We start from the raw sequence: 23,549 nt of genomic DNA, 5'->3' as shown, positions 1-23,549 counted from the left end.
CGGAGCATGGCCCCCTAACCATCAGGCGGGCCGTCCACGATGAATATGGATACTACGCTGCGTTCAAAAAAGACTGGAAACCAACGCTGCGAAAGCAAAAAGGGCCCCGGTTATCGCGGGGCCCCAATGGATCGGCTATGCAGAATGATCGTTCAGGCTCGTACCGCTCGCTTAGCCTGTAGAGGATCTGCGGCGAATGCCGCGAAGACGAGGACGGCAACGACCGCATAGACCAAATTGAAGCCGAGAAGCATGCTCCACGGAGCATCCGCGCCGCCGAAGACAAATTTAGTCAACACCGCAGCAACGACGTCGCACCAGATAATGCCGACGAAAATCGCCCAGCCGATCGACATGCTTGCGAAGAAAGCAGGAAGGAGCAGCGCAATCGCGATAGACACTCCATGCTTACCTGGATCGGTGACGAATGCGGTGAAGTCACCTCCAGCGAGAAAAGCGACAGCCGCAGCTGTTGCTACACAGCCTAAAATTCCACCAATGACAATTCCCAGAATTATGCGAAGCGTCAATCAAACCTCCTAAGCACCGAAACAAACAATTGGCTTGGAAGGACCCAGCGTTCGCCGACCCCCTAACGGGTGACATCAACTACTCACGGCCTGGTGGAAGTCAAGAATTGACAATGGGCGGAGCAATAACGGCGTTCGCCCCATCGTCTCTTCAAGCTACCAGAGAGCGCCATTTTGCGACTTTCGCGTGGCTAACCAACGAAATTCACTTTAGGAATCAAGATAAGAAGCCAAGCGAACGATTGTTCATCATCCGTTGGAAGCAAGTAAGAAGTCAGGCAACTCACTCTGCTCGTCGGACGACTTGGCGTTCTGTGATTCGTCCTTGTCGGCTTTCACTTTCCGTGGGCGACCTGGTTTGCGCTTCGGCTTGGCTTCGCCCTCGCCATTCTCACCTTCGGCGGGCGATTTGTCGGTATCTTCAGCCTTCAACTTACGTGGACGTCCGCGCTTGCGCGGCTTTTCCGCCTGGTCTTCGTTCCCGCTAGCGGCCGTGCCTTGGTTTGCCTCAACGTTTGCGCTATCGCGATGGTCGAACCGCTCCTGCTTACCGCTTTCGGCATCGCTGCGCTCTCGCGTGTTCTTGAACGAACCATCTGCCGATGCCGCATGATCCGCGATGACCGGCTGTGGACCTGACCCGGCGGGCTCATTCTCGGAAGAACGGTCACGATCGCGCCTCGGACGGTCATTACGTCCATTACGGTCGCGATTGTCCCGGTTGCGCCTTTCGTTCCAGTCCCCGCCGTCACGGTCGCGGCGCTCCGAGCGTTCCTGACGATCGCCATCGTAGTTGCCGTTTCGGTCAGATCGATCTTGTCGATCGTTGTTGCCGAACTCGCGTCGATCGAAGCGATCATTACCGGAATGCTGATCGTCGTCGTCGTCGTCCCGCTGATCACGCTCGTCGCGCTGGTTCTGGTTCTGCGGCTGAGCCTGCGCGATGATCCGATAATAATGCTCGGCATGCTGCAGGTAATTTTCGGCGACGACTCTGTCCCCGGAGGCTGAAGCATCGCGCGCAAGCTGGGCATATTTGTCAGCGATGTGCTGTGCGTTGCCACGAATTTTCACGTCGGGACCGTTCGACTCGTAGCTCCGCGAAAGCGGATTGGGTCCTTTGCGTCCGCGACCACGCATCCGATTCTTCTGCTGTCCTGGCCTCATGCTTTTCCTATTCTACTCGAAGACCGGACTTAAATCGGTCTTCTGTCCTTTCAACGTGGAAGGGGCGCACCTTGCCCGAGCGTGCGGTCGCATCTTTGCGCCGCAGAATAAGACAATCTGATGGTTTCGATACGCCGATCGTCCAAACGGTAATTCGGCACTCGAGGAACGCGGTTGCTTAGCGCTTAGTCACTCCCGGACCCGAAAAATCATTTCGGTGAACCAAGGAAATCCTCGCCAATCATGTTCGCTGTCCGAATGACCGTAATAGGGAATTCTACGTCCTACAAGCCCTATTCCATGGATTTCGGGGCCGATGATTAGCCGGATGTTGCAAATTCACCGAAATCGGTCGCACGGAGCCTCTTCTCGAGAGAAGCGGAGAGCGCGAACGATCCCGCCGTAGTCCTTTCTCCAGTCGGACAAAGTAAATCCGCATGCTTCGAAAATACGGGTGACCGGGTCTTTTTGATCGATGCCGATCTCGACGACAACGGAACCGTCGTCGGCGAGTACGCTACGCACCTGCGCAGCAATCGCCCTGTAGGCCTTCAATCCATCTTCGCCACCGTCGAGAGCCGATTTTGGATCGAAATCTCGGACTTCCGACGACAGACCTGCGATGTCCCTCGTCGCAATATATGGAGGATTGGATATCGCAAGATCAAGGGGGCCGGTAATGCCAGCCGCATAATCCGTTACGCTCGTTTCGAAGCGTGCATCCACCTTCAGGCGTTTCGCGTTGCGCCGCGCGGTCGCAAGCGCGTCCTCGCTGATGTCAGTTCCGAAAGCATGGGTGTGAGGAAGCGCAACGAGAATCGAGAGAGCGATAACGCCGGATCCTGTCCCAATGTCGAGAACGCGCAGGGGGCGATCCCTATCGACGGTTCGTAGGAAAGCGATTCCCATTTCGACGACGATTTCCGTATCCGGCCTCGGCTCGAGCGTGCCAGCCGAAAGTTCGAAGTCGTGGCCGTAAAAGCCCCGCTTTCCCAAGATGCGGTGGACCGGCTCGCCGGACCGTCGCCGAGAGATATAGGCAGTAAAGCGTTCTTCCGCGTCAGGCTCGATCGGGCGCTCGCGGCGAGCGAGCAGGGAGGATGTCTCGATCCCGAGAACATCGGCCATCAGCACCCTCGTATCGAAGTCCGCTCCTCCGACCCCGGCCTCCGCCAGATTACGGACGGCCCGGCGCATCGCATCGCCGATTGTCGACCCGCGGTCGGCGTCAGTCATCAGCACCGACTGCGGCGAGCAATTTCGCCTGATGATCGGCGACGAGAGCGTCGACGAGTTCCTCCATCTCACCCTCAATCACCTTATCGAGCTTGTATAAAGTGAGATTGATGCGGTGATCGGTGACCCGCCCCTGTGGGAAATTATAGGTGCGGATGCGCTCGGACCGATCGCCGGACCCAACCTGGCTTTTGCGAGCGGCGGAGCGTTCATCGTCGTATTTCTGGCGCTCCATATCGTAGAGTTTCGCCTTCAGAACCTGCATGGCCTGGGCGCGGTTCTGGTGTTGGGACTTTTCCGATGAGGTAACGACGATGCCAGTCGGCAGATGAGTGATGCGAACGGCCGAGTCAGTGGTATTGACGTGCTGTCCACCCGCGCCGGAGGCACGCATCGTATCGATCCGTATATCTTCGTTGCGCACGTCGATATCGATATCCTCGGCCTCCGGCAGGACAGCGACGGTCGCCGCCGACGTATGGATGCGTCCGCCGGACTCGGTTTCGGGCACGCGCTGCACGCGGTGGACGCCGGACTCGAATTTCAGGCGCGAGAAGACGCCGTTCCCTTTGATCGCAGCAATCACCTCTTTGAAACCGCCAACTTCGCCCTCGCTCGCAGAGAGGAGTTCGACCTTCCAACGGTTCAGTTCGGCATAGCGCTGGTACATACGGTAAAGGTCACCCGCGAACAGTCCTGCCTCCGACCCTCCAGTCCCGGCACGTATCTCGAGTATTGCGCCTTTCTCGTCAGCGCTATCCTTCGGAAGAAGAAGGATCTGGATGCGGCCGCGCAAGCCTTCGCGCCTGCTCCTGAGGTCGTCGACCTCAACTCCTGCGAGGTTCCGCATCTCGCGATCGGACTCGGGATCATCAAGCAAGGATTCGGCATCCGCTAGCTCGGTCTCGAGAGCTCGAAACTCCCGAATCGCCGCGACCACTTCCTCCAACGACGCGTACTCTGCTGCCAGCTTGGAATAGACCTCGTGATCAGGCCCTTTCGCCATGTCCATTTCGAGACGCGTGAAGCGAGCGAGAATTTCGTCAAGTGCAGCTGTCGGCAAATTGGCCATGAGGTGAACGGACTTTCGATAAAGCTTCCTGCCGGCGGGCGCCCCGCGTCGCCGTCGCATCTCACGACGCCTTCACAGAGGAGGGGAAGCCTGATGTTCGATGGCGTTCCTAATGCGTCGAACGTCACGGGAAAAGACCTTGTGATGCGGATAGAACGCTTCGCGCTACAATGGCACGCCGTTCGCATTCGCAAATTCGACCAGCATCGGCAGAAGATCTGCGGCCGGGTCCGGGTTCGCCAGTTGCTCCTCAATGAAGGCGGTCGCCTTCGCGACGTCGAGATCAAGAATCATCGCCTTGACCGCACCGATCGAGGGCGGTGCCATCGAAATTGACCTGAAACCTATGGCGATCAACGCGAGCGCCGCGACCGATCTTCCTGCCATTTCACCGCAAAGCGTGACAGGAACATCGTGTCGATGCCCTGCGTCTACGATCATCTTCAGCGCTCTTAAGAATCCGGGAGACAAGTCGGAAAAACGGGCAGCCACTCGCGGATTGCCTCGATCGACAGCATTGAAGAATTGGAACAGATCGTTCGAGCCCACTGACATGAAGTCGAGATGTGGCATGATCTGATCAAGCTGAAAGAGGAGGCTCGGCACTTCCAGCATTGCGCCGAATTTAAGGTTGCTCGGCGGCGTGTAGCCGAACCGTTTCAAATGGGCGAGTTCCCGCTCGACCAGATCGCGGACCGCGTGGATCTCGTAGCAGTCCGACACCATGGGGACCATGAACCGCAATTCGCGGCCGGACGCCGCTTTTAAAAGCGCCCGCAACTGAGTTCTGAGCAGCCCCGGCCTATCCAGAGATAGACGCACCGCCCTATAGCCGAGCGCCGGGTTTTCCTCCGAGATCTTCGCAAGATAGGGCAACACCTTGTCGCCGCCGACATCGAGGGTTCGGAAGGTCACTGGCCGACCGGCCGCGGTATCGAGAACCGCCTGGTAAAGCTTCTGCTGATCGTCGGCCCTCGGCATGGTCGAAGCGATCATGAACTGCAACTCGGTACGGAAGAGCCCGATGCCAGCGGCACCCGCTTCGTCAAGCTGCGGCAGGTCGACCAACAGCCCGGCATTCATCTGAAGGTCGATTTGGACCCCATCGCGCGTCACTGCGGGCCGGTCGCGCATTTCCGCGAAGCGTTCCTTCCGCTTGGAGCGGAAAGCTATCTTGTCGGCATAGTTCTCGATGACATCCTGCATCGGGCGGAGGTGAACCGAGCCATCTTCTCCGTCGACGATGACGACGTCGCCGTTCTCAGCCATCGAGACGATGCCGGCCGCCTGCCCGACGACAGGAATCCCAAGCGCTCGCGCCACGATGACGACATGGCTCGTCGCGGCGCCTTCTTCGAGAACGAGCGCCTTGATCCGATTGCGCCTGTAATCCAGCAGCTGTGCCGCACCCATGTTGCGCGCAACGAGGATGGCGTCGTCGATCTCGTCGATCGCGGACGAGGAGTGGCCGATCAACTGCCGCAGAAGCCTGTTCGCCAGATCGTCGAAGTCGTGGAGCCGCTCGCGGATGTAGGCGTCCGAGAGGTGCATCATGCGCGCGCGCATGTCAGACTGAACCTTCTCGACCGCACCTTCTGCAGTAAGACCGTTGCGGACCGCCTCCTCAAGCCTCCGCACCCAGCCGCGATCATAGGCGAACATGCGATAGGCCTCGAGAACGGCCTTATGGTCGCCCTCGCCCGGGATGTCGCGGCGCGAGATCATATCCTCGATCGAGCTGCGCAACTGTGCGAGCGCCTCGTTGAGCCGTTCGACCTCCTCTTCGACGTGCTCATTAAAAAGATTGGTGACGACGACGCGCGGCTCGTGCAGCACGATGTGCCCGAGCCCGATTCCGTCAGACAGGGCATCGCCGTTAAACGTCACCGGTCTCGACAGATCGAGCGTGACGCCGGGGCGTGAGAGCCCCTCCAACCCACCGGCGGCGATCATCTCAGCCACCACCATGGCGACCGTTTCCAGCGCCTCGGATTCTTCCTCGCGATAGAGCCGTTCGGCCTTGTTCTGGACCGTCAGCACGCCGAGGGTCCGGCCGGCTCTCAGGATCGGGACCCCGAGGAAGGAGGTGTAGATCTCCTCGCCGGTCTCCGGAAGATAGGTGAAAGCCGGATGGTGCTGGGCCTGCTTGAGGTTCAGTGGCCGCGCGGTCGCGGCGATCGTTCCGACGAGACCTTCGCCGAGCCGCAGTTGAGCAAGGTGAACAGAACCCGGATTCAGACCCTGCGTCGCGTAGAGTTCCAACACCGAGTCCGAACGCAACACGTAGAGTGAGCAGACCTCGGCAACCATATTGGCTGCGATGAGCTCAACGATTCGGTCGAGGCGCGTCTGACGGTCCAGCGATTCGGCCATGAGCGCTCGGATGCTGCGCATGAGCACGCGCGGACCTGATATGTCGCTTCCGATCACGCGTTTCGCCCGTTTCCAAACCGTGGACGATCCGGAATGCGCGGCTCGAACGCCAGCAACGGACCATCAATCGTTTCAATTTGCGACAGACCAACCAATCGCACGCATGATGTGGTCCCTACACATCGATCCGGCGTGTCTTTACCGAGGCTCTCCAGCAGCTTCAAGTCTCATCGGTACGTTCGGCACCAGCTATCCAGAGATGCAAGGCAAACTCACTCTAATCTGAGGCGCCAACCATTTCTCAGGCCGGGTCCGACCGATAAAACTTGTCCCATGTCGGGACGAAGCGGTCAAACCTTGTCCAATCCGTAGACCGAATGAAGACGGCGGACGGCAAGCTCGGTGAAGTCGCTGTCGATCAGGATCGAGATCTTGATCTCCGAGGTTGTGATCGCGCGGATGTTCACCGGGATCTTCGCGAGTTCTTTAAACGCCGTCGCGGCAACGCCGGTATGGCTGCGCATGCCGATGCCGATGACCGAGACCTTTGTCAGCCCTGCCTCGCTTTGGATCGCATCATATCCTGTCTCGGCTTTGGTCTTTTCCAGAACGTCGACGGCCTTGGCGAGGTCCGCCGAAGGCACCGTGAAGGTCATGTCCGTGGCTTCGCCGGATTCGGAGATGTTCTGCACGATCATGTCAACGTTGACGCCGGCATCGGCCAGAGGGCCGAAAATCGCGGCGGCGACGCCCGGACGGTCGGCGACGCGCCTTAACGAAATCTGCGCTTCGTCCTTCGAATAGGCGATACCGGAGACGACTTCCTGTTCCACGATCTCTTCCTCGTCACAAATCAACGTTCCCGGGGGATTGTCGAAATCACTCATCTCAGGCGCGTCGGGATCGTCGAACGAGGACCGTACAAAGGTGCGGACCTTGTGCACCATCGCCAGTTCGACGGAACGCACCTGCAGGACCTTGGCGCCCAGAGAGGCCATTTCGAGCATTTCCTCGAAGGCGATCTTGTTCATGCGCCGCGCCTTCGGCGCAATGCGCGGGTCCGTCGTATAGACCCCGTCGACATCCGTATAGATATCGCAGCGATCCGCCTGGAGCGCCGCGGCCAGCGCGACCGCCGAGGTGTCCGAACCGCCACGGCCGAGCGTCGCGATCCTGTTGTCCGGTGCGATCCCCTGAAAGCCCGCGACTACGGCTACCTGTTTTTCTTCGAAACGGCGGATGATGTCTGATCCGTCGATGTCGCCGATCCGAGCGACGCCGTGCGCATCATCGGTCTTCAGCGGAATTTGCCAGCCGAGCCAGGAACGTGCATTGACGCCCATCGCCTGAAGCACGATCGCCAGCAGGCCGGCCGTGACCTGCTCGCCGCTCGCCACGACCGCGTCGTATTCGCGGGCGTCATGCAACGGACTCGCCTCGCGGCACCAGCCGACGAGTTCGTTCGTCTTGCCAGCCATCGCCGACACGACCACGGCCACGTCATGACCGGCATCGACCTCGCGTTTGACGTGGCGAGCCACATTGCGGATGCGATCGATGTCGGCGACTGAAGTGCCACCGAATTTAAGAACCAGACGGGCCATGCAATAATGATCGGGGCGGCAGCCAGACAGGTGAGATGCCCGCCGCGAAGTCCTTCGATTTGCGTATTGAATACCTGCGCGGCGCTGTCACACCGAAAGGCGCGTGTTCCCTAGCGGAGGCAGGCCGCTTTGACAACGGTGCATGAGTCACCCGCGGGCCAGAAACGAATGTAGCCGACGGCGTTGCGCGGCATCGCGGCGCATCGTCCGCGACTTCGCCTTGACTTCGCCCTTACTCGCCAAAACTCGGCAGGTGGCAGACACTCACATCATTCGGAACCAGTTCATGACGCAAATGCACAGCAATACAGTCGACCAGGACGAGATCGAACGGTTCTCACGTCTTGCCGCGGAATGGTGGAACCCGAAGGGCAAGTTCAAGCCGCTCCACAAGTTCAACCCCGTCCGTCTCGAGGAAATCCGCGAACAGGTGGCGCTGAACTTCGACAGGCAGCTTGGACAATCGAAGCCCTTTGAAGGTCTCACACTCCTCGACATCGGTTGCGGCGGCGGACTGATCGCAGAACCTATGCGCCGGCTTGGTTTCGAGGTCACGGCGGCGGATGCGTCAAAGACCAATATCGAGGTAGCGAAACTGCACGCCGAGGAAGCCGGCCTCTCGATCGATTATCGTGCCACGACAGCCGAGGCGATCGCCGCCGAAGGCAGTATGTTCGATGTGGTTTTGGCATTGGAGATCGTCGAACATGTCGCCGATGTGCCGTTCTTCCTGACGACCTGCGCCGACATGGTAAAACCAGGCGGACTCCTCTTTGTCGCGACTATCAACCGAACGGCGAAAGCCCTCGCTTTTGCGATCGTCGGCGCCGAATACGTGCTCGGCTGGCTGCCCAGGGGCACGCATCAATATTCCAAGCTGGTGCGTCCGGAGGAAGTTGAGGGGCCGGTGAGTGCCGCCGGCATGACGGTGATCGAAGAATTGGGTGTGGTTTACCACCCACTCGAAGATGCTTGGAAGCGTTCGACCGATACGTCGGTGAACTACATGACAATCGCGCGTCGTCCGACCGTTTGATCGACGGGTTCGCTACCACTCGAGTTCGAGCGAGATCACCCGATCGTTGCAGTTTGAGCACATGTGCCGGCTTCACAGCAACGTGAACCGAATACTGAGAAGAGTTTTGCCGGTTTAAACCGACAGTTAAGCTTTGCGTAACCACGAGGCTTTTAGAATCGACGTATCGCGCATGAAGCGCCTTTCGGCCACGCCCTTACGACCAACTGCGCTTGGTCTCTCGGCATTAGCAAGTGAGGACGACAATGAGCGCACAGCATTCGGAAAACGCGATCCGCGAACAGTCCTGTCCGATCGCGCTCGACCTTCTGGCGCATCTTATTCGCACCGAGGGCGAGGTACGCGAAGAACTGATTCGGGAGATCCCCGGTGAAAAACGGGCTGCGCTCGGCTTTTTCTGCTACAGCCGGGTCCACCTCAGAAGTCTCGCCTTCGATGTGGTTCTTCAGTGCGAGATGAAAGATCTCCGCCAGTATGCCGGTGCAAAGGGCGACCTTCTCCGCCAGCAAGCCCTCGATTTCAGGAAGGAAGCCGGATCGAAGAGCATCGGAAGCCGCCGGATCACTTTGGCGAGGCGCGCCGTTGCTTGAAGACAGGTCGGCATCTATAGCGTTGGTTCAGCAGAACCTGCTTAGTTCTGATCCTCTGGCAAAGCGGGCATCGGCACTGCCATGATGCCCTCCTCGTGAAGAGCCTTCACCTCCTCGCGGCTGGCTTCGCCATAGACACCCTTCTTCTCGCTTTCGCCGTAATGGACGCGCCTTGCCTCCTCCGCGAAACGCGGACCCACATAATCCGATTTCTTTCGCATTGCGCGCACTTCGTTTTGCAGCGCGGTCCAAAGCTCTTTCACTCGCTCGACACTCCGGTCGGATGGCGCCTCCGCGGCAACGCGCGTCTTCTGCTCCAACTCACGGCCAGGCGCTTCGTTCACGATTGCCGATACTGCTTCCGCCTTCGCTTTCGAGCCGATCGCGGGCCGCATGAGGGCCTTTTCGACAGCCGTGTTCCCGCACACTGCACAGGCTACGAGCCCTCGCCTCGCTTGCCCTTCAAAGTCCTCACTGGACCTGAACCAACCGTCGAACCGATGGCCCGCACCGCACCTGAGGGCAAAGCGGATCATGCTGCGCCCTTTGCCGTGTTCCGCGCCATACCGACGGAGGTGTCGGATCCAATCGCATTCGAAACGACGATTTCGCGTCCTCCGGACCTAAAGACACGGGCGTTGGCGAGATTGGGGATCTTCGCCCGGCTCGCAGCGACGAGAGAGAGATCGATGTCGGCCACCGCGATCCCCGGTTCGTTACCATGCTTTTCCGCAAGGATCTTGCCCCAGGGATCGACAATCAGCGAATGGCCGTAAGTCTCTCGCCCGTCCTCGTGCGTGCCGCCCTGCGCGGCGGCGATGACGAAGGCGCCGTTCTCGATCGCGCGCGCCCTCAGGAGGACATGCCAGTGGGCTTCGCCGGTCTGGCGCGTGAAGGCCGCCGGCGCGCTGAGGATCTCAGCGCCCTGAAGCGACTCTTCGCGGAAAAGATGCGGGAAACGCATATCGTAGCAGATCGCGAGACCCAGTTGCGCAGTGCCACCGTTCGGTTCGATCGTAACGATGGTGGCGTCATCTCCCGGCCGATAGGTCCGCGACTCACGCCAGCTTTCGCCGCCGTCAAGATCGACATCGAACATGTGAATCTTGTCGTACGAGGCACGCTTGAGTCCGTCCGGGCCAAAAACGAGAGCGCGGTTGGCGACCTTTTCGCCATCATCAAGCGCAACTGCGATCGACCCGACATGAATGTGAATCGCATGCGCTTTTGCCAGCCGAGACGCGGCGATAGCCACGGGATCGTCTCCCTCGCCGGCGATAAACCGCATCAGCGTCGCGCGGTCACGCTGGACCATGTTGGTCATTTCGGGCGACTGGACGAAGTCAGCGCCTGCGGCCACCGCCTCTTCGACGAGAGCGGCGAAGTCCTCGGCGTTTTTCGCCGGATCGATCCCAGATCGCATCTGTAAGACAGCGGCGCGAAAAACGGTCATCCCAGAAAGTTCCTATCCAGGCTCTGGCCCGTGCTCATGCGCTGAGCAACTGGTCTAGTTTGCCAGCGCGATCGAGTGCGAAAAGATCGTCACACCCGCCGACGTGAGTCTCGCCGATGAAAATCTGCGGAAACGTGGCACCACCCTTCGCCCGTTCGCGCATTTCCTGCCGAAGAACCGGCGATCCGGTTGCGTCCTTTTCGTCGTAGACCACGCCCTTTTCATCGAGCAGTCTTTTCGCCCGCGCGCAGAAACCGCAGAGCTGGCGCGTATAGATTGTGATGTCGGGCATAATGACTTCCTGAGACTTAAAAAGCGCGATCGTACCGACGATATGGCCTCACATCTCAAAAGCCGCAACCCGCGCGAATGTCAGTACATTCACGGACTTTGCACCGGCGCGCTTCAAGGCTTTGGTGGCGCTCGCTACCGTCGAGCCGGTCGTAAAGACGTCGTCGATGAGGAGAACAGTCTTTGCCATCACCCTGTCGTATCGCTCGGGCGCGACCCTGAAGGCGCCACGAACATTCTCGCGACGTTGATTGCGTCCGAGCCCGACCTGCTTCTTTGTCGGCTTAACCCGGTCGAGCGTGCCTGGATCAAAATTCAAGCCGCTATTTCGCGCAATCACCCTCGCGATCTCGGCGGACTGATTGAATTGCCTCTGCCACAAATGTCGCTTGTGGAGTGGCACAGGGATCACGACATCGCTTTCGGCGATGATGTCGCGCCCAGCCCGGACCATCCAAGCCGCCATCAGCGGAACCAGATCGAGCCGATCGCGATATTTCAACGCGGAAACAAGGCGTCGCGCTCGGTCGTCGTAGAGGACCACGGAGCGCAGCTTCTCGAAGGGTGGCGGGTGCGCGATTGCCTTAGCCGAGACGACGCCCTCACCGGGATCGTACGAAAACGGCAGGCAGAGGATGTCGCAGAAGGGCCGCTCGATGAAACGCAGTTCCGACCAGCAGCTTGAACACAGACCTGCCGGCTTCCCAATGCCGATGCCGCAGCTGGTACAGATCGGAGGAAACAGAAGATCGCCGATAAGCCTTAGAAGGGTGAGAGTTCGCTGCTTCTGGGTCAGCACCGCAACGCACCTTACAAAGGGCCTCCGATACGATCACGATGCTGCCGTCTCAGCCCGACCATCGACCGCTACCTGAGGACTATATCTGCATCCGCAAAAGAAAACAGCGAAATCGAAAGGCTCAAACATGAGCGCTGCGTCCAATGGACAGATCGGGGCTGTCGTCGACCGCGATCTGACGACACGCCGCCGTGTCAGGCAGGCATCTGCCGAAAGTGGAGCACGACCCACTTTTCTGCACGACGTCTCGGCGGAAGAGCTAACCGATCGGCTCGCCGTGACCAAACGCGAGTTCGGCTGCTGTCTCGTTATCGACGATGCATACTCTGCGTTGCGAACAAGGATCAACAGGCTCGCGAACATTGGCGATGTGATCTCGAGTGCGCCGCATCGGGCGCTCCTCGAAACGAGCACGGGAGGAGTCGTGGCGGACGAGGAGGTTCTGCCCTTCGCGCCGGAATCACTCGATCTTGTGCTGTCCAATTTGACACTGCATCTGACCAACGACACACCCGGCACTCTCATCCAGATCCGAAGGGCGCTAAAACCGGACGGGCTCTTTTCCGCCTCTCTCTTTGGGAGCGAGACGCTGACGGAGTTGCGCCAGTCGCTGCTCGCGGCTGAGGCCGAGGCCGCTGGCGGCGTTTCCCCGCGGGTTCTGCCTTTTCCAGATATCCGCGATCTCGGCAGCCTTCTGCAGAGGGCCGGCTTCGCGCTTCCTGTAACGGATCAGGATCGCCTCACCGTGCGATACGACACGATGTTCGACCTCATGCGTGATCTCCGGCTGATGGGGCTCGCGAACAGCCTCTTCCAGCGATCGCGACATCCTTCGAAGCGGAGCCTTTTCCTTCGGGCGGCGGAAATCTATGCCGAACGCTATTCCGACCGCGACGGACGCATCAGAGCGACCTTCGATTATGTCTATCTGTCCGGATGGGCGCCGCACGAGAGCCAGCAGTTGCCAGCGCGGCGCGGCAGCGCGAATGTCAGCATGAAAGATGCCTTGGAGGGGCGCGATCGATAGCGGCGGCGCGAACTCGACCCGCCGTTGCCTTCTTTTGCGATCCGCTCAACCGGCAGCAGCGGTCGCAAGAGCTGTGGCGATGGTACCGAAGCCGGTCTCGATGTCGAGCGCTTCGAGGCCCGTGACAATCGCGGTCGCGATGATCCCGGCGATGAGACAGTATTCTATCGCGGTCGCGCCACTGTCGTCATTAAGCGCTGTCGCGAGGCGCCTCAAACCTTTGGCGTTCCCATTCTGCAGACCCATGGCCTGTTTGAACCGACGTCGCATCAGCAGGCTCCCTGCTGACGCCCATCGGGCCACATCAGGCAGGGGCCTGAACCCGACTGCAGAATGCTGCGATGGACGCGGTACGTCGTCGATTGGCCCCCTCCGGTGATCGATCCCGTCGTCATCCGGTCTATGTCAGGGCCGCCAAACGCTGCCAACGTGCCCATGGAGCCCTGCTGCATCGCGGGCACGACCACCAAGGTCATCGCAGCGACACCTAGCCCGAACAGAACTGAGCCTCGAATCAGCACCGACCTGAGATGGCTCAGTGGCGATGCCAGATCGTAATCGTCGATGTCCTTGCTTCTGATTTCGAATTCGGTCATCGATTTCTCGTTTCCGGCGTTAAGCGTCCGCGGATACAATCGTCCAAAACAGATGAACTTTCGCTTAAGGGCGCTGCGAGGACCACACCACGACGATCGATTTCCGAGCCAGTTGGCTGATTGATCTTATCAGGTGAGATCAGCTCGTTCCGAATATTATACTCGAAGGCTATCCTAGAAGCTCGACCAGCGGCGCGATCAGCGGCTCGTCGGCGGGCGGCATTGGGAAGGTTCTCAGATCTCTCGCCCAAACCCACTTGATTGCCTGTCCTTCGTGGCCGCGCGCAATCCCCTCGTAACGCCTGCACACATATAGCGGCATCAGCAGATGAAATCGCTCGTAGGTATGGCTGGCGAAGGTCAGCGGTGCGAGGCAAGCCGCCTGCGTCTCTATGCCAAGCTCCTCACGAAGTTCGCGAATGAGTGTCTGCTCTGGTGTCTCGTCCGGCTCGACCTTGCCGCCCGGAAATTCCCACATACCGGCGAGTGGTTTACCTGTCGGACGCTGCGCGAGCAGCACCCTGCCGTCCGTATCGACCAGTGCACATGCCGAAACGAGAAGAAGTGTCTTGCTCGATCGGTCTGTCATAGCTGTGGCGTGCGCCTCGCACGGTACACGTAACGATAGGCTTCGCGAAAGCCGAACGTCTGATAAAGAGCGAGACCCGGTGCGTTCGAGGCTTCCACCTGCACCCACGCAGACTTCGCGCCGCGATTACGAACCTGAGCAAGCGCGGAACTGACGAGATCTCGACCGATTCCTTCGCGTCGCCGCTCCTTCGCGACCGCAACGTCGAGTACGCCGGAAATATCTCGTTCGTGAATCGCCATAGCAACGCCGAGCGGCTTTCCGTCCGGCGCCTCGCGGATGTACATCGTCTTTACCGGTGCAATATCCTCGATCACACGTTTCAAGCCGTTTGCTAGTTTCTGAGATCGTTCATGTACTGAGAGACTTGCTTCCACGTAGCGCTCGACGTCCTTGAACGGTAGCCTGTCGATCGAACCGGACAAGTCGATGGCGGAGAGATCTGCCGTAAGGACACAAGTCTCGTCGAAACGTTTCCATCCCTCGACATCAAGGTGATTCACCAGTTCCTGCGGCGCCAGCGGCGAAAGGCGAAAGGTGAGTGCACGCCCGGCATCGCGGAAACGCCGCGACGCCTGTTCGATGCGCTCGGCAATGCGCGCGTTGTCTCCAGGATCGAGGGGGTTGACGGAATTGAGCCGCTTGGCCGGGTAGGCCGGGGTCAACCGGATCGCCCAGGTACCATCGAATTCGGTGGTGGACGCGGGAAACGCGCGGAAACCCAGCGCCTCGAGACGCCGGATATTCGCGAGCCGGCCCGTCTTGTCAGCTTCTGTAGTCGCCATTGATTGCGACATAGTCCTTTGTCAGATCACAGGTGTAGACCGTCCAACGTCCGTCACCCAGACCGATGTCGACGCGGATTTCAATTGTGTCGCGCTTCATGGCGGCGGCCGCGACGCTCTCTGCGTAGTCGGGATCGCGCTCGCCGTCGACCGCGACGCGCACATCGCCGAAGAAAATCTTCAGCCGGTCGCGGTCGGCTTCCTCCCCGGCCTTGCCGACCGCCATGACGACGCGGCCCCAGTTTGCATCCTCACCGGCGACGGCGGTCTTCACGAGCGGTGAATTGGCGATCGACATGGCGATACGCTTGGCGGAATAGTCGCTCACCGCACCCGCCACCGTCACGACGATCTCCTTACGAGCGCCCTCGCCATCGCGCGCAATCTGCCGTGCAAGATCGAGACAAAGCCCATTGAGGGCAGATCTGAATTCGGCGAGCCGCGGATCGCTCGCGTCGACGGCCGGCGCACACCCTCGGGCCTGAGCCCTCCCGGTCGCAAAGAAGAGAAGCGTGTCGGAAGTCGAGGTATCACCATCGACAGTCGTCGAGTTGAAGCTCGGCGCGACCGCTTCGACAAGCATCGACTGCAGGGCTGGCGCCGCGATCGGTGCATCGGTTGCGATGAAGGAGAGCATCGTCGCCATGTCGGGAGCGATCATGCCGGCGCCCTTTGCGATGCCGTTGAGTGTCACTGGCACTCCGTCGATCGACACCGTGCGCGACAAGAGTTTTGGAAAGGTGTCGGTGGTCATGATCGCATCGGCCGCCGAACGCCAACGATCGGCCTTAGCTTCGCCGGCGAGATCATCCAGCAAACCGACGAACTTGCTCTGATCGAGCGGCTCGCCGATGACGCCGGTCGATGCGAGAAACACCTCCTCCGGCGAGCAATCCACCGCCTTGGCAGCAGCCTCGGCCGTCAGACGCGTCGACTCCTTACCGCGTTTGCCGGTGAAAGCGTTGGCATTGCCGGAGTTGACGACAAGCGCCCTCGCCCGCCCGACCGAGAGATTGCGTCTGCAAACATCGACCGGAGCCGAAGCGCAACGCGATGTCGTGAAGACACCAGCAACGGCGGCCGGTTCGTCGAAGACCATCAGGAGAAGATCGGTCCGGCCCGGATATTTGATGCCCGCAGCGGCTGTCGCGATCCTCACTCCCTCAATAGGCGGGACGTCCGGAATTACGCCGGGAGCCAGCGGCGATACATGCGGCGGCGTACCCGCCTTGGGCGTCTGCGGCATTGTCTTGCGTCTCGTGAGTTGCCGGGAACGGTCTTTCGATTCCTATACCAAACCGGCCGCCTTCAACGAAGACGGCCAGCTGGCGGATCGCAGTTTTGGCGCCTCGGCGGCGTCCGGCTCAGTTCGAGGAACCGCCCCGCATCTCAGCGGCGGCGGCATCAGCCTTCGCTTTTAGATCGTCCATCTGCTGCTTGACCGCTGGATCGACATAGGTGACGCCGAGTTCCTCACGCGCTTCGCCGACGAGACCCACATATTTCTCCTGAAGCACGGCACGCCGGATCTGCTCCTGCACCTGCTCGTAGGCCGGCGGCTCGGCCTGCCGCTTCTCCTCGACCTTGATGACGTGCCAGCCGAACTGGGTCTGTACCGGCTCTTCGGTAATCGCTCCGGGTTCCAGCGCAAAGGCCGCTTCGGAGAAGGGCGGGACCATCTGACCGTCGGCGAAGAAGCCGAGATCGCCGCCGTTTTGCGCCGTGGGGCCGGTTGATTTTTCCGTGGCGAGTTCGGCGAAATCCGCGCCGTTCTGCAACTCCTCGATCACCGTCCGAGCTTGGTCCTCGGTTTCGAGAAGGATGTGCCGGGCACGGACCTCCTGCGGCGGCTCCATAGCTGCGATTTCCTGCTCGTAGCGGGCGCGTAATTCCTCGTCGGTGACCGTGTCGACGCCTTCTCGGGCGAAGTAGGCGTTGTGCAGCGTCCTGTCGCGCAGGAAATCGATCGTCGCGGCGATCTGCGCGTCGTCCTGCAGGGTAGCTTCCTCGGCCGCCTGTGCGAGTACCTTGATGTCGATCAGGGCAGCGAGAACCGCGATCCGGCGCTGGTCCTCGGGAACCCGCTCGAAATCGCCACCGATCTCGGCCTGAGCGGCCGTAAGATCAGCCTCGGTGATCTCCTCTTCTCCTACGGTCGCAACGACGGGAGACTGTGCAAAGACCTGTGCTGCCGTCATGAGTGCGAGAGCAGCAGTTGCGGAGAACAAGCCGAGACGTTTGCGATGGAGCATGGTGAGGTGCGTCCTTGCGGATGTGATCGTGCGATAAGACTTAAGCGACCAGCTTCGTCTTACCGGGTGCGAAGATGGTGAAAAACATGGCCTTTCGATGCCCACACGGCCCGGAAGTGGGGGCCTGACCGCCGTTGACAACGGTTTGGCCCCCTCTTATCTCTCGCCCGTCCCGAAAGTCCAGCCGCCTTCGGATTAAGTTTTGCCAAGGCTCCCCGTGGCCGTACGCGGGTCGATACGAGAGCGCGGCGGCCGGGCTCGGTCCGGCGCGACATGCCGGTCAATCGCAACAGGTCGAGAAGGACTGGTTCATGCTGGGTTTCGGCGGAATCGCCCGCAAACTGCTTGGTTCGTCGAACGACAGGCTCGTCAAAAAATACCGACACCAGATCGATGCGATCAACGCTCTGGAAGACGAGTTTTCACAGCTGAGCGACGCGGAACTGCGCGGCAAGACCGATGAATTCAAGAAGCAGCTAGCCGAAGGCAAGTCGGTCGATACTATTCTGGTTCCGGCCTTTGCGGTCGTCAGGGAAGCCTCGAAACGCACTCTGGGTCTCCGCCATTTCGACGTTCAGCTGATCGGCGGCATCGTCCTTCACCACGGCAACATTGCGGAGATGAAAACCGGTGAGGGAAAGACGCTCGTTGCGACGCTCGCCGTTTATCTTAATGCGCTGAAAGACGAAGGCGTTCACGTTGTCACGGTGAACGATTACCTCGCCAGCCGCGATGCCACGGATATGGGCCGGCTTTACGGTTTCCTCGGTCTCACGACTGGCGTCATCGTGCATGGCATGAGCGATGCGCAGCGCCGGGCTGCTTATGCCTGCGATGTCACCTACGGAACCAATAACGAACTCGGTTTCGATTACCTTCGCGACAACATGAAATACGAGCGCGCGCAGATGGTGCAGCGCGGTCATCATTATGCGATCGTCGACGAGGTTGATTCGATCCTTATCGACGAAGCACGTACGCCGCTGATCATTTCCGGTCCGCTCGACGATCGATCCGAGCTTTACAAAACCATCGACGGTTTCATCCCGCAGCTTTCGAAGGAAGACTACGACCTCGACGAGAAGCAGCGGACCGCGACCTTCACTGAAGACGGCACCGAGAAGCTGGAACGCCTGCTGGAAGAAGCCGGCCATCTTCAGGGCGCCTCCCTCTACGATATTGAGAACGTCGCGATTGTCCATCACGTCAACAACGCGCTGAAGGCCCATCAGCTCTTCCAGCGCGACAAGGACTACATCGTCCGCGGCGACGAGGTCGTCATCATCGACGAATTCACCGGCCGCATGATGCCGGGAAGGCGCTTTTCCGAAGGTCTCCATCAGGCGCTAGAGGCCAAAGAGAACGTTACGATTCAGCCCGAAAACCAGACGCTGGCCTCGATCACCTTCCAGAATTACTTCCGGATGTACGAGAAGCTGGCCGGCATGACAGGCACGGCGCAGACGGAAGCGGCGGAGTTCGGTGACATTTACGGGCTCGACGTCATCGAGGTACCGACGAACCTCCCGATCGCACGTATCGACGAGGACGATGAGGTGTACCGGACCTTCGAGGAGAAGTTCCGGGCGATCAGTCAGGAAATTAGAGACGCCCATTCGCGCGGTCAGCCCATTCTCGTCGGCACGGTCTCGATCGAGAAGTCAGAGCACCTCGCAGAGATTCTGAAGCGCGATGGGCTGAAGAATTTCAAGGTGCTCAACGCCCGCCATCACGAGGAAGAAGCCGGCATCGTCGCACAGGCCGGCGTGCCGGGCGCGGTGACCATCGCGACCAATATGGCCGGCCGCGGCACAGACATTCAGCTCGGCGGTAATCCGCAGATGCGGATCGACACCGAGCTCGGCGACATGCCGGAAGGCCCCGAGCGCCAGAAGGCGGAAGCCGCGATCCGCGCCGAAGTCGGTCTCCTGAAGAAGCAGGCGATCGAGAACGGCGGGCTCTACGTTCTAGCGACCGAGCGCCATGAATCACGCCGTATCGACAATCAGTTGCGTGGCCGCTCCGGCCGTCAGGGCGATCCAGGCCGCTCGAAATTCTATTTGTCGCTTCAGGACGACCTGATGCGCATCTTCGGTTCCGACCGTATGGATGGGATGCTGCAGAAGCTTGGTCTGAAGGAAGGCGAGGCGATCGTCCATCCATGGATCAACAAAGCCCTAGAACGGGCCCAGAAGAAGGTCGAGGCCCGCAACTTCGATATCCGCAAGAACCTCCTGAAGTACGACGACGTCATGAACGATCAGCGCCGTGTCGTTTTCGAGCAGCGCGTCGAACTCATGGAAGCGAGCCCGGAAGAGGTGGCCGAAACGACCACCGACATGCGTCATGAAACCGTCGAGAGCCTCGTAAAGCGGCACATCCCAGAGAGAAGCTATCCGGAGCAGTGGACGACGACCGAGCTGCGTGACGAGACGCGCGAAATCCTCAATCTCGACCTTCCCGTCATCGAATGGGCGCAGGAAGAGGGCGTCGCGGAGGACGACATCCGAGAGCGCATGACGGAAGCGGCAGACAAGCACGTCTCAGACAAGACCGAGCGCTTCGGTGAAGACATGATGGCTTATGTGCAGCGCTCGCTCGTGCTTCAGACTATCGACGGTCTTTGGCGTGAGCATCTCGTCAATCTCGATCACCTGCGCAATGTCGTCGGTTTCCGCGGTTACGCTCAGCGCGATCCGCTGATCGAATACAAGTCGGAAGCCTTCGAACTCTTCCAGAAGATGCTGGCCAACATGCGAGAGCGGGTTACGACGCAGGTCATGCAGGTCGAGATCGTTCAGCAGAATGGGCCGCAACACGATCTGGCGCCGCCTGAAGAGATGGAAGCGCACCACTTCGATGCAACGACCGGCGAAGATACGATGGGCGACGGATCGAACAGGATGACGGCGAACTTCACGCCTACGGCAGCGGACGGCCTTAGGGTCGACGCGGACGATCCGGATCAGTGGGGCAAGGTTGGTCGCAACGAGCTCTGTCCCTGCGGTTCTGGCAGGAAGTTCAAGCATTGCCACGGAGCTTACGTCTGAGCCATACTCCGGCGGCTGACCGTCATCCTTGGACGCCCTCCCAAGGATGCTGAGTGCCGTTGGCCTATTTCATGTAGAACGTGCTCGGCGATCCGCGGCTCGATAAACACGGTTCGCATTTTTGGCTTCTGGACTCTCGGCTTGACGGCCGAGGGTGACGGAGTTTGGGGATGGGTTGGAACTGCCTTAAGGCACAAGCAACCCAAGACGCCGCCGCCAAGCCTCGACGCAATCCCAGGTCGCTATTCGCCGGCGCAGCTAAACGCGGCTACCCGTTCAGCATCTCCATCGCCGCCGCATGCAGTTGCGGCGTCGCAGCAGCGATGAGATCTCCACCGTCTTCCATCCGCCCGCCGCTCCAGTTGGACACGATACCTCCGGCCTGCTCGATAATGGGTATGAGCGCGACAATGTCATAGGGCTTCAGATCGCGCTCCACGACGAGGTCGGCATGGCCTGCGGCAAGCATGCAAAAACCGTAGCAGTCCGTGCCGAAGCGAGTAAGTTTGGTTTTTGCCTCGAGCGCCTCGTATCGCGATCGAACATCCCCCTCGAAATGCCGTGGGGTGGTCGAAAACATTATGGCGTCCTCGATGCGCTTTGTGGATCTTATCTTCAGCGGCGTCACCATACCTTGTCGCAGATGCTCCGCACCCCATGGACCGGCAAGGAAACGCTCGCCGGTGTATGGCTGGGACATGATGCCGGCGGTCGCCCGGCCGTTTTCCATTAGCCCGATCAGCGTGCCCCAGAGCGGCACGCCGGTTATAAAGAGACGCGTTCCGTCGATCGGATCAATCACCCATTTGCGCGATCCACCGCGGTCCTCGCCGTATTCCTCGCCGAGTATTGCATCCTCTGGATAGGACTTTCGGATCAGGTCTCGAATGGCGCGTTCGGCACCACGGTCGGCCTCCGTCACCGGATCGAAATCGGCATCAAGCTTGTTGTCGACGCCGATCTGGCGGCGAAAGAGCGGCAGCGTCACTTCATCGGCGGCATCGGCGAGTGACAGCAGAAATTCGCGATCGGAGACGGCAGTCATTGGGCCGGGCGTCCTTGTTTCGATGCTGAGGCGGAAGAGCTAATACGAAGACCGCGAGAATGCAGCCTCTCATTGTGACAGAAGCGGGCGGACGATCCCGGTCTCGACCTTTTCCCAGTTCTTAAGAACTGTCGTCGAAAGACGGTCATAGGTTTCGGCGATTGCCGGATCGCTTTCCCGCAAAGCTCGGGCTATCACGGCGGCGGCAAGCGCTTCGGCGGCACGGGTCGCGCCATCGTCAATCTTCAGCGCAAATCCGAGACCGAGTTCGGGGATCACGCCGCAATAGACACCGTCGGCACCTGTTTTCGCGAAGACGCGGCCAGGGGCGGCCTCCATGAGCCGAAGGCAGGCGCGCTTCGTGCCGGACATCTCCCAAGGATGCGCCATGCAGGCGGCGATCAGCCGCTGGCCCGCTCTCGCCCGATCAGCGTCGACATCTTTCCCGGTGACGAGCTTGGCGAAACCGTAGGCGAAGGCGCGCAACGGCGCAGCATAAGTTGGTATCGAGCATCCGTCGGTCCCACAGACATCGGCTCCAAGCTGAGTGGCGGTGAGATCTTCGATCACCTGCCGGGCCCTCACCTGCACCGGATGGTCGGACCCTACATAACCCTTGAGCACGTCCTTCTCGTGAACGGCAGTACAGAGAAACCCGGCGTGCTTGCCCGAGCAGTTGTTGTGGAGCGGGGTCGGGTTCTTCCCAGTCTTGGCAAGATCAATCGCCACCGGAAAATCGAGCGGCCAGTGGCATCCGCATTCGAGATGCGAGTCGTCGAGACCGGCGCTCGCCAACATTGCCTCAGCCCGGACCGCATGTCCCGATTCGCCGGAATGGGAGGCGCAAGCGAGCGAGAGGTCTGCATCGCTGAGGCCGAACTGGTCAGCCGCCCCTGTCTCGACGAGTGGGATCGACTGGAAAACTTTTATAGCGGAGCGGGGGAAGATGGGGCGTTCGATATCGCCCTGATTGGAGACGACACGCCCGTTTGCATCGACAATTGCGAAAGCACCGCGATAGAGGCATTCTGCAAAATTGCCACGTGTGGCTTCGACGAGAACGGGGTTTGTCACGAGACTTTTCGTCTTTCCTAGAGATGGAACCTGCCGATGCGAGATCCGACAGAGGCAAGCGCTGTTCGACGCTTTCTCGCACTGCGTTACCCGTTTGCGCGTCGCATTTGCAACTCAGTCCGCAGCTAGCGGATATGCCGCCGATCTCTACGTTGAGGGGTCTGTGAACCAGGTCCGCTTGCATTCGTCACCATTTAAGCCGCAATGAGATTCCTGAAAACTCTGCTCGTGCTCGTTCTCCTTGTCTTCGCACTGCCGTCTACGCTGTCGGCTGCACTTTGGTGGGTGGGAGACAATCCGCGATCTTGGCGTGAGGCGGACTGGTCTTCGGCCCGTGTTCTGCCGGTGGCGAGCGAGAGCCCCGAGCCCGCAGTCTACGTCATGGCCGCGCGCACGGGCGGACTGAAGGGGGCGGTGTCCGAGCACTCTTGGCTGGTTTTGAAGGATGCCGGCGCATCCCGCTACGAGCGCTGGGACGTCGTCGGTTGGGGCAATCCGGTGCGCCAGAACGCCTATGATGCGGACGGACGGTGGTACTCCAATGTGCCGCGCATCGTGGCAGAGGTGCATGGCGAGGAAGCGTCCCAATTGATTCCGAAGCTTCGCGCGGCGATCAGCGAGTACCGGTTTTCCAACCGAGGCGACTACACAATCTTTCCCGGTCCGAACTCGAATACCTTCGTCGCTACCGTACTGCGCGATGTGCCGTCGTTTCGGGCTATGCTTCCACCAGTGGCTGTCGGACGGGACTTTCCAGCGGATGGATCGCTCGCCACCTTCGATGCGGAGCGATCTGAATTGCGGATCTCGCTCTTCGGCTATGCCGGGCTTGTCCTCGGACCGGAAGCTGGCTTCGAGATCAACCTCTTTGGTCTCGTCGCCGGCATCGATCCATTCGACCTCTCTGTGAAGATACCCGCGTTCGGGACGTATTCGCTTACCTGAGTATCGCATCGACCTGTTCAGCGATCGGGCGAGCC

23 protein-coding genes are annotated in these 23,549 nt (G+C 60.0%); 5 read left to right on the top strand and 18 right to left on the bottom strand.

Features of this window, described 5'->3' with window-relative positions; all coding sequences use genetic code 11:
• Positions 1–152: 152 nt before the first annotated feature.
• From FP2506_RS04475 to FP2506_RS04450, 6 genes are all read right to left on the bottom strand, one after another.
• Positions 153–530, bottom strand: coding sequence for a hypothetical protein (locus tag FP2506_RS04475; RefSeq protein WP_148227466.1), 378 nt, complete (start codon positions 528–530; stop codon positions 153–155).
• Between the two features lie 249 nt (positions 531–779).
• Positions 780–1,670 (bottom strand): DUF4167 domain-containing protein, encoded by an 891-nt coding sequence (locus FP2506_RS04470; RefSeq protein WP_007066207.1) that lies wholly within the window; start codon positions 1,668–1,670, stop codon positions 780–782.
• A 366-nt stretch (positions 1,671–2,036) separates the two neighbouring features.
• On the bottom strand, positions 2,037–2,933 hold the full coding sequence (prmC, locus tag FP2506_RS04465) for a peptide chain release factor N(5)-glutamine methyltransferase (RefSeq protein ID WP_007066206.1): 897 nt from the start codon (positions 2,931–2,933) through the stop codon (positions 2,037–2,039).
• Positions 2,926–4,005 (bottom strand): peptide chain release factor 1, encoded by a 1,080-nt coding sequence (gene prfA / locus FP2506_RS04460; protein WP_007066205.1) that lies wholly within the window; start codon positions 4,003–4,005, stop codon positions 2,926–2,928. Before prfA ends, prmC begins: the two co-directional genes overlap by 8 nt.
• 165 nt (positions 4,006–4,170) lie before the next feature.
• Complete coding sequence (ptsP, locus tag FP2506_RS04455; protein WP_244404122.1) at positions 4,171–6,378, bottom strand: phosphoenolpyruvate--protein phosphotransferase; 2,208 nt, start codon at positions 6,376–6,378, stop codon at positions 4,171–4,173.
• 350 nt (positions 6,379–6,728) lie between these two features.
• Positions 6,729–7,982, bottom strand: coding sequence for an aspartate kinase (locus tag FP2506_RS04450; protein WP_007066203.1), 1,254 nt, complete (start codon positions 7,980–7,982; stop codon positions 6,729–6,731).
• Between the two features lie 286 nt (positions 7,983–8,268).
• Between FP2506_RS04450 and ubiG the strand changes: the two genes are divergently transcribed.
• A complete protein-coding gene (gene ubiG, locus FP2506_RS04445) occupies positions 8,269–9,018 on the top strand; it encodes a bifunctional 2-polyprenyl-6-hydroxyphenol methylase/3-demethylubiquinol 3-O-methyltransferase UbiG (protein ID WP_040488904.1) in 750 nt (249 codons plus the stop codon).
• A gap of 245 nt (positions 9,019–9,263) precedes the next feature.
• The gene (locus FP2506_RS04440; protein ID WP_007066201.1) at positions 9,264–9,608 is read left to right on the top strand and encodes a hypothetical protein; all 345 of its coding nucleotides are present in this window, start codon (positions 9,264–9,266) and stop codon (positions 9,606–9,608) included.
• A 41-nt stretch (positions 9,609–9,649) separates the two neighbouring features.
• Here the strand turns inward: FP2506_RS04440 and FP2506_RS04435 are convergent, their stop codons facing one another.
• Genes FP2506_RS04435 through FP2506_RS04420 form a run of 4 tightly spaced genes read right to left on the bottom strand, consistent with a single transcriptional unit; the run spans position 9,650 to position 12,151 of the window.
• Complete coding sequence (locus FP2506_RS04435) at positions 9,650–10,144, bottom strand: DUF1178 family protein (RefSeq protein WP_040488903.1); 495 nt, start codon at positions 10,142–10,144, stop codon at positions 9,650–9,652.
• Positions 10,141–11,061, bottom strand: coding sequence for a carbon-nitrogen hydrolase family protein (locus tag FP2506_RS04430; protein ID WP_050764983.1), 921 nt, complete (start codon positions 11,059–11,061; stop codon positions 10,141–10,143). The genes FP2506_RS04435 and FP2506_RS04430 overlap by 4 nt, the downstream gene beginning before the upstream one ends.
• A 34-nt stretch (positions 11,062–11,095) precedes the next feature.
• Complete coding sequence (grxC, locus tag FP2506_RS04425; protein WP_007066198.1) at positions 11,096–11,353, bottom strand: glutaredoxin 3; 258 nt, start codon at positions 11,351–11,353, stop codon at positions 11,096–11,098.
• A gap of 48 nt (positions 11,354–11,401) precedes the next feature.
• Positions 11,402–12,151 carry a ComF family protein gene (locus FP2506_RS04420; RefSeq protein ID WP_007066197.1) on the bottom strand — a complete coding sequence of 250 codons (750 nt, stop codon included), beginning with the start codon at positions 12,149–12,151 and terminating at the stop codon, positions 11,402–11,404.
• Between the two features lie 127 nt (positions 12,152–12,278).
• Between FP2506_RS04420 and FP2506_RS04415 the strand changes: the two genes are divergently transcribed.
• Positions 12,279–13,178 carry a methyltransferase domain-containing protein gene (locus FP2506_RS04415; RefSeq protein WP_007066196.1) on the top strand — a complete coding sequence of 300 codons (900 nt, stop codon included), beginning with the start codon at positions 12,279–12,281 and terminating at the stop codon, positions 13,176–13,178.
• A gap of 45 nt (positions 13,179–13,223) precedes the next feature.
• Here FP2506_RS04415 and FP2506_RS04410 read toward each other — a convergent pair whose 3' ends face one another.
• The 6 genes from FP2506_RS04410 to FP2506_RS04385 all read right to left on the bottom strand — a co-directional run bounded on the left by FP2506_RS04410 (position 13,224) and on the right by FP2506_RS04385 (position 17,400).
• The gene (locus tag FP2506_RS04410; RefSeq protein ID WP_040488902.1) at positions 13,224–13,448 is read right to left on the bottom strand and encodes a Flp family type IVb pilin; all 225 of its coding nucleotides are present in this window, start codon (positions 13,446–13,448) and stop codon (positions 13,224–13,226) included.
• On the bottom strand, positions 13,448–13,774 hold the full coding sequence (locus FP2506_RS04405; protein WP_148227465.1) for a hypothetical protein: 327 nt from the start codon (positions 13,772–13,774) through the stop codon (positions 13,448–13,450). Before FP2506_RS04405 ends, FP2506_RS04410 begins: the two co-directional genes overlap by 1 nt.
• A gap of 169 nt (positions 13,775–13,943) precedes the next feature.
• Positions 13,944–14,363: a (deoxy)nucleoside triphosphate pyrophosphohydrolase gene (locus tag FP2506_RS04400; protein WP_007066193.1), complete on the bottom strand. Its 420-nt coding sequence runs from the start codon at positions 14,361–14,363 to the stop codon at positions 13,944–13,946.
• Positions 14,360–15,148, bottom strand: coding sequence for a GNAT family N-acetyltransferase (locus tag FP2506_RS04395; protein ID WP_007066192.1), 789 nt, complete (start codon positions 15,146–15,148; stop codon positions 14,360–14,362). The genes FP2506_RS04400 and FP2506_RS04395 overlap by 4 nt, the downstream gene beginning before the upstream one ends.
• A complete protein-coding gene (gene argJ, locus FP2506_RS04390; RefSeq protein ID WP_007066191.1) occupies positions 15,129–16,394 on the bottom strand; it encodes a bifunctional glutamate N-acetyltransferase/amino-acid acetyltransferase ArgJ in 1,266 nt (421 codons plus the stop codon). The genes FP2506_RS04395 and argJ overlap by 20 nt, the downstream gene beginning before the upstream one ends.
• A 118-nt stretch (positions 16,395–16,512) precedes the next feature.
• Entirely contained in the window at positions 16,513–17,400 is an 888-nt protein-coding gene (locus tag FP2506_RS04385; RefSeq protein WP_007066190.1) for a peptidylprolyl isomerase, read from the bottom strand.
• Between the two features lie 311 nt (positions 17,401–17,711).
• Here FP2506_RS04385 and secA point away from each other — a divergent pair, with 311 nt between their 5' ends.
• On the top strand, positions 17,712–20,450 hold the full coding sequence (gene secA, locus FP2506_RS04380) for a preprotein translocase subunit SecA (protein WP_007066189.1): 2,739 nt from the start codon (positions 17,712–17,714) through the stop codon (positions 20,448–20,450).
• 268 nt (positions 20,451–20,718) lie between these two features.
• Here the strand turns inward: secA and hisN are convergent, their stop codons facing one another.
• Positions 20,719–21,495 (bottom strand): histidinol-phosphatase, encoded by a 777-nt coding sequence (gene hisN / locus FP2506_RS04375; RefSeq protein ID WP_007066188.1) that lies wholly within the window; start codon positions 21,493–21,495, stop codon positions 20,719–20,721.
• A 69-nt stretch (positions 21,496–21,564) separates the two neighbouring features.
• On the bottom strand, positions 21,565–22,569 hold the full coding sequence (locus FP2506_RS04370) for an asparaginase (protein WP_007066187.1): 1,005 nt from the start codon (positions 22,567–22,569) through the stop codon (positions 21,565–21,567).
• 204 nt (positions 22,570–22,773) lie between these two features.
• On the opposite strand from FP2506_RS04370, the gene FP2506_RS04365 reads away from it, so the two are divergent.
• Positions 22,774–23,514, top strand: a complete 741-nt coding sequence (locus FP2506_RS04365; RefSeq protein WP_007066186.1) for a DUF3750 domain-containing protein — start codon at positions 22,774–22,776, stop codon at positions 23,512–23,514.
• Positions 23,515–23,549: the final 35 nt, after the last annotated feature.

The organism is Fulvimarina pelagi HTCC2506 (assembly GCF_000153705.1).
In the GTDB taxonomy this organism is placed as follows: domain Bacteria; phylum Pseudomonadota; class Alphaproteobacteria; order Rhizobiales; family Rhizobiaceae; genus Fulvimarina; species Fulvimarina pelagi.
This window is presented reverse-complemented; position numbering and strand designations above follow the sequence as displayed.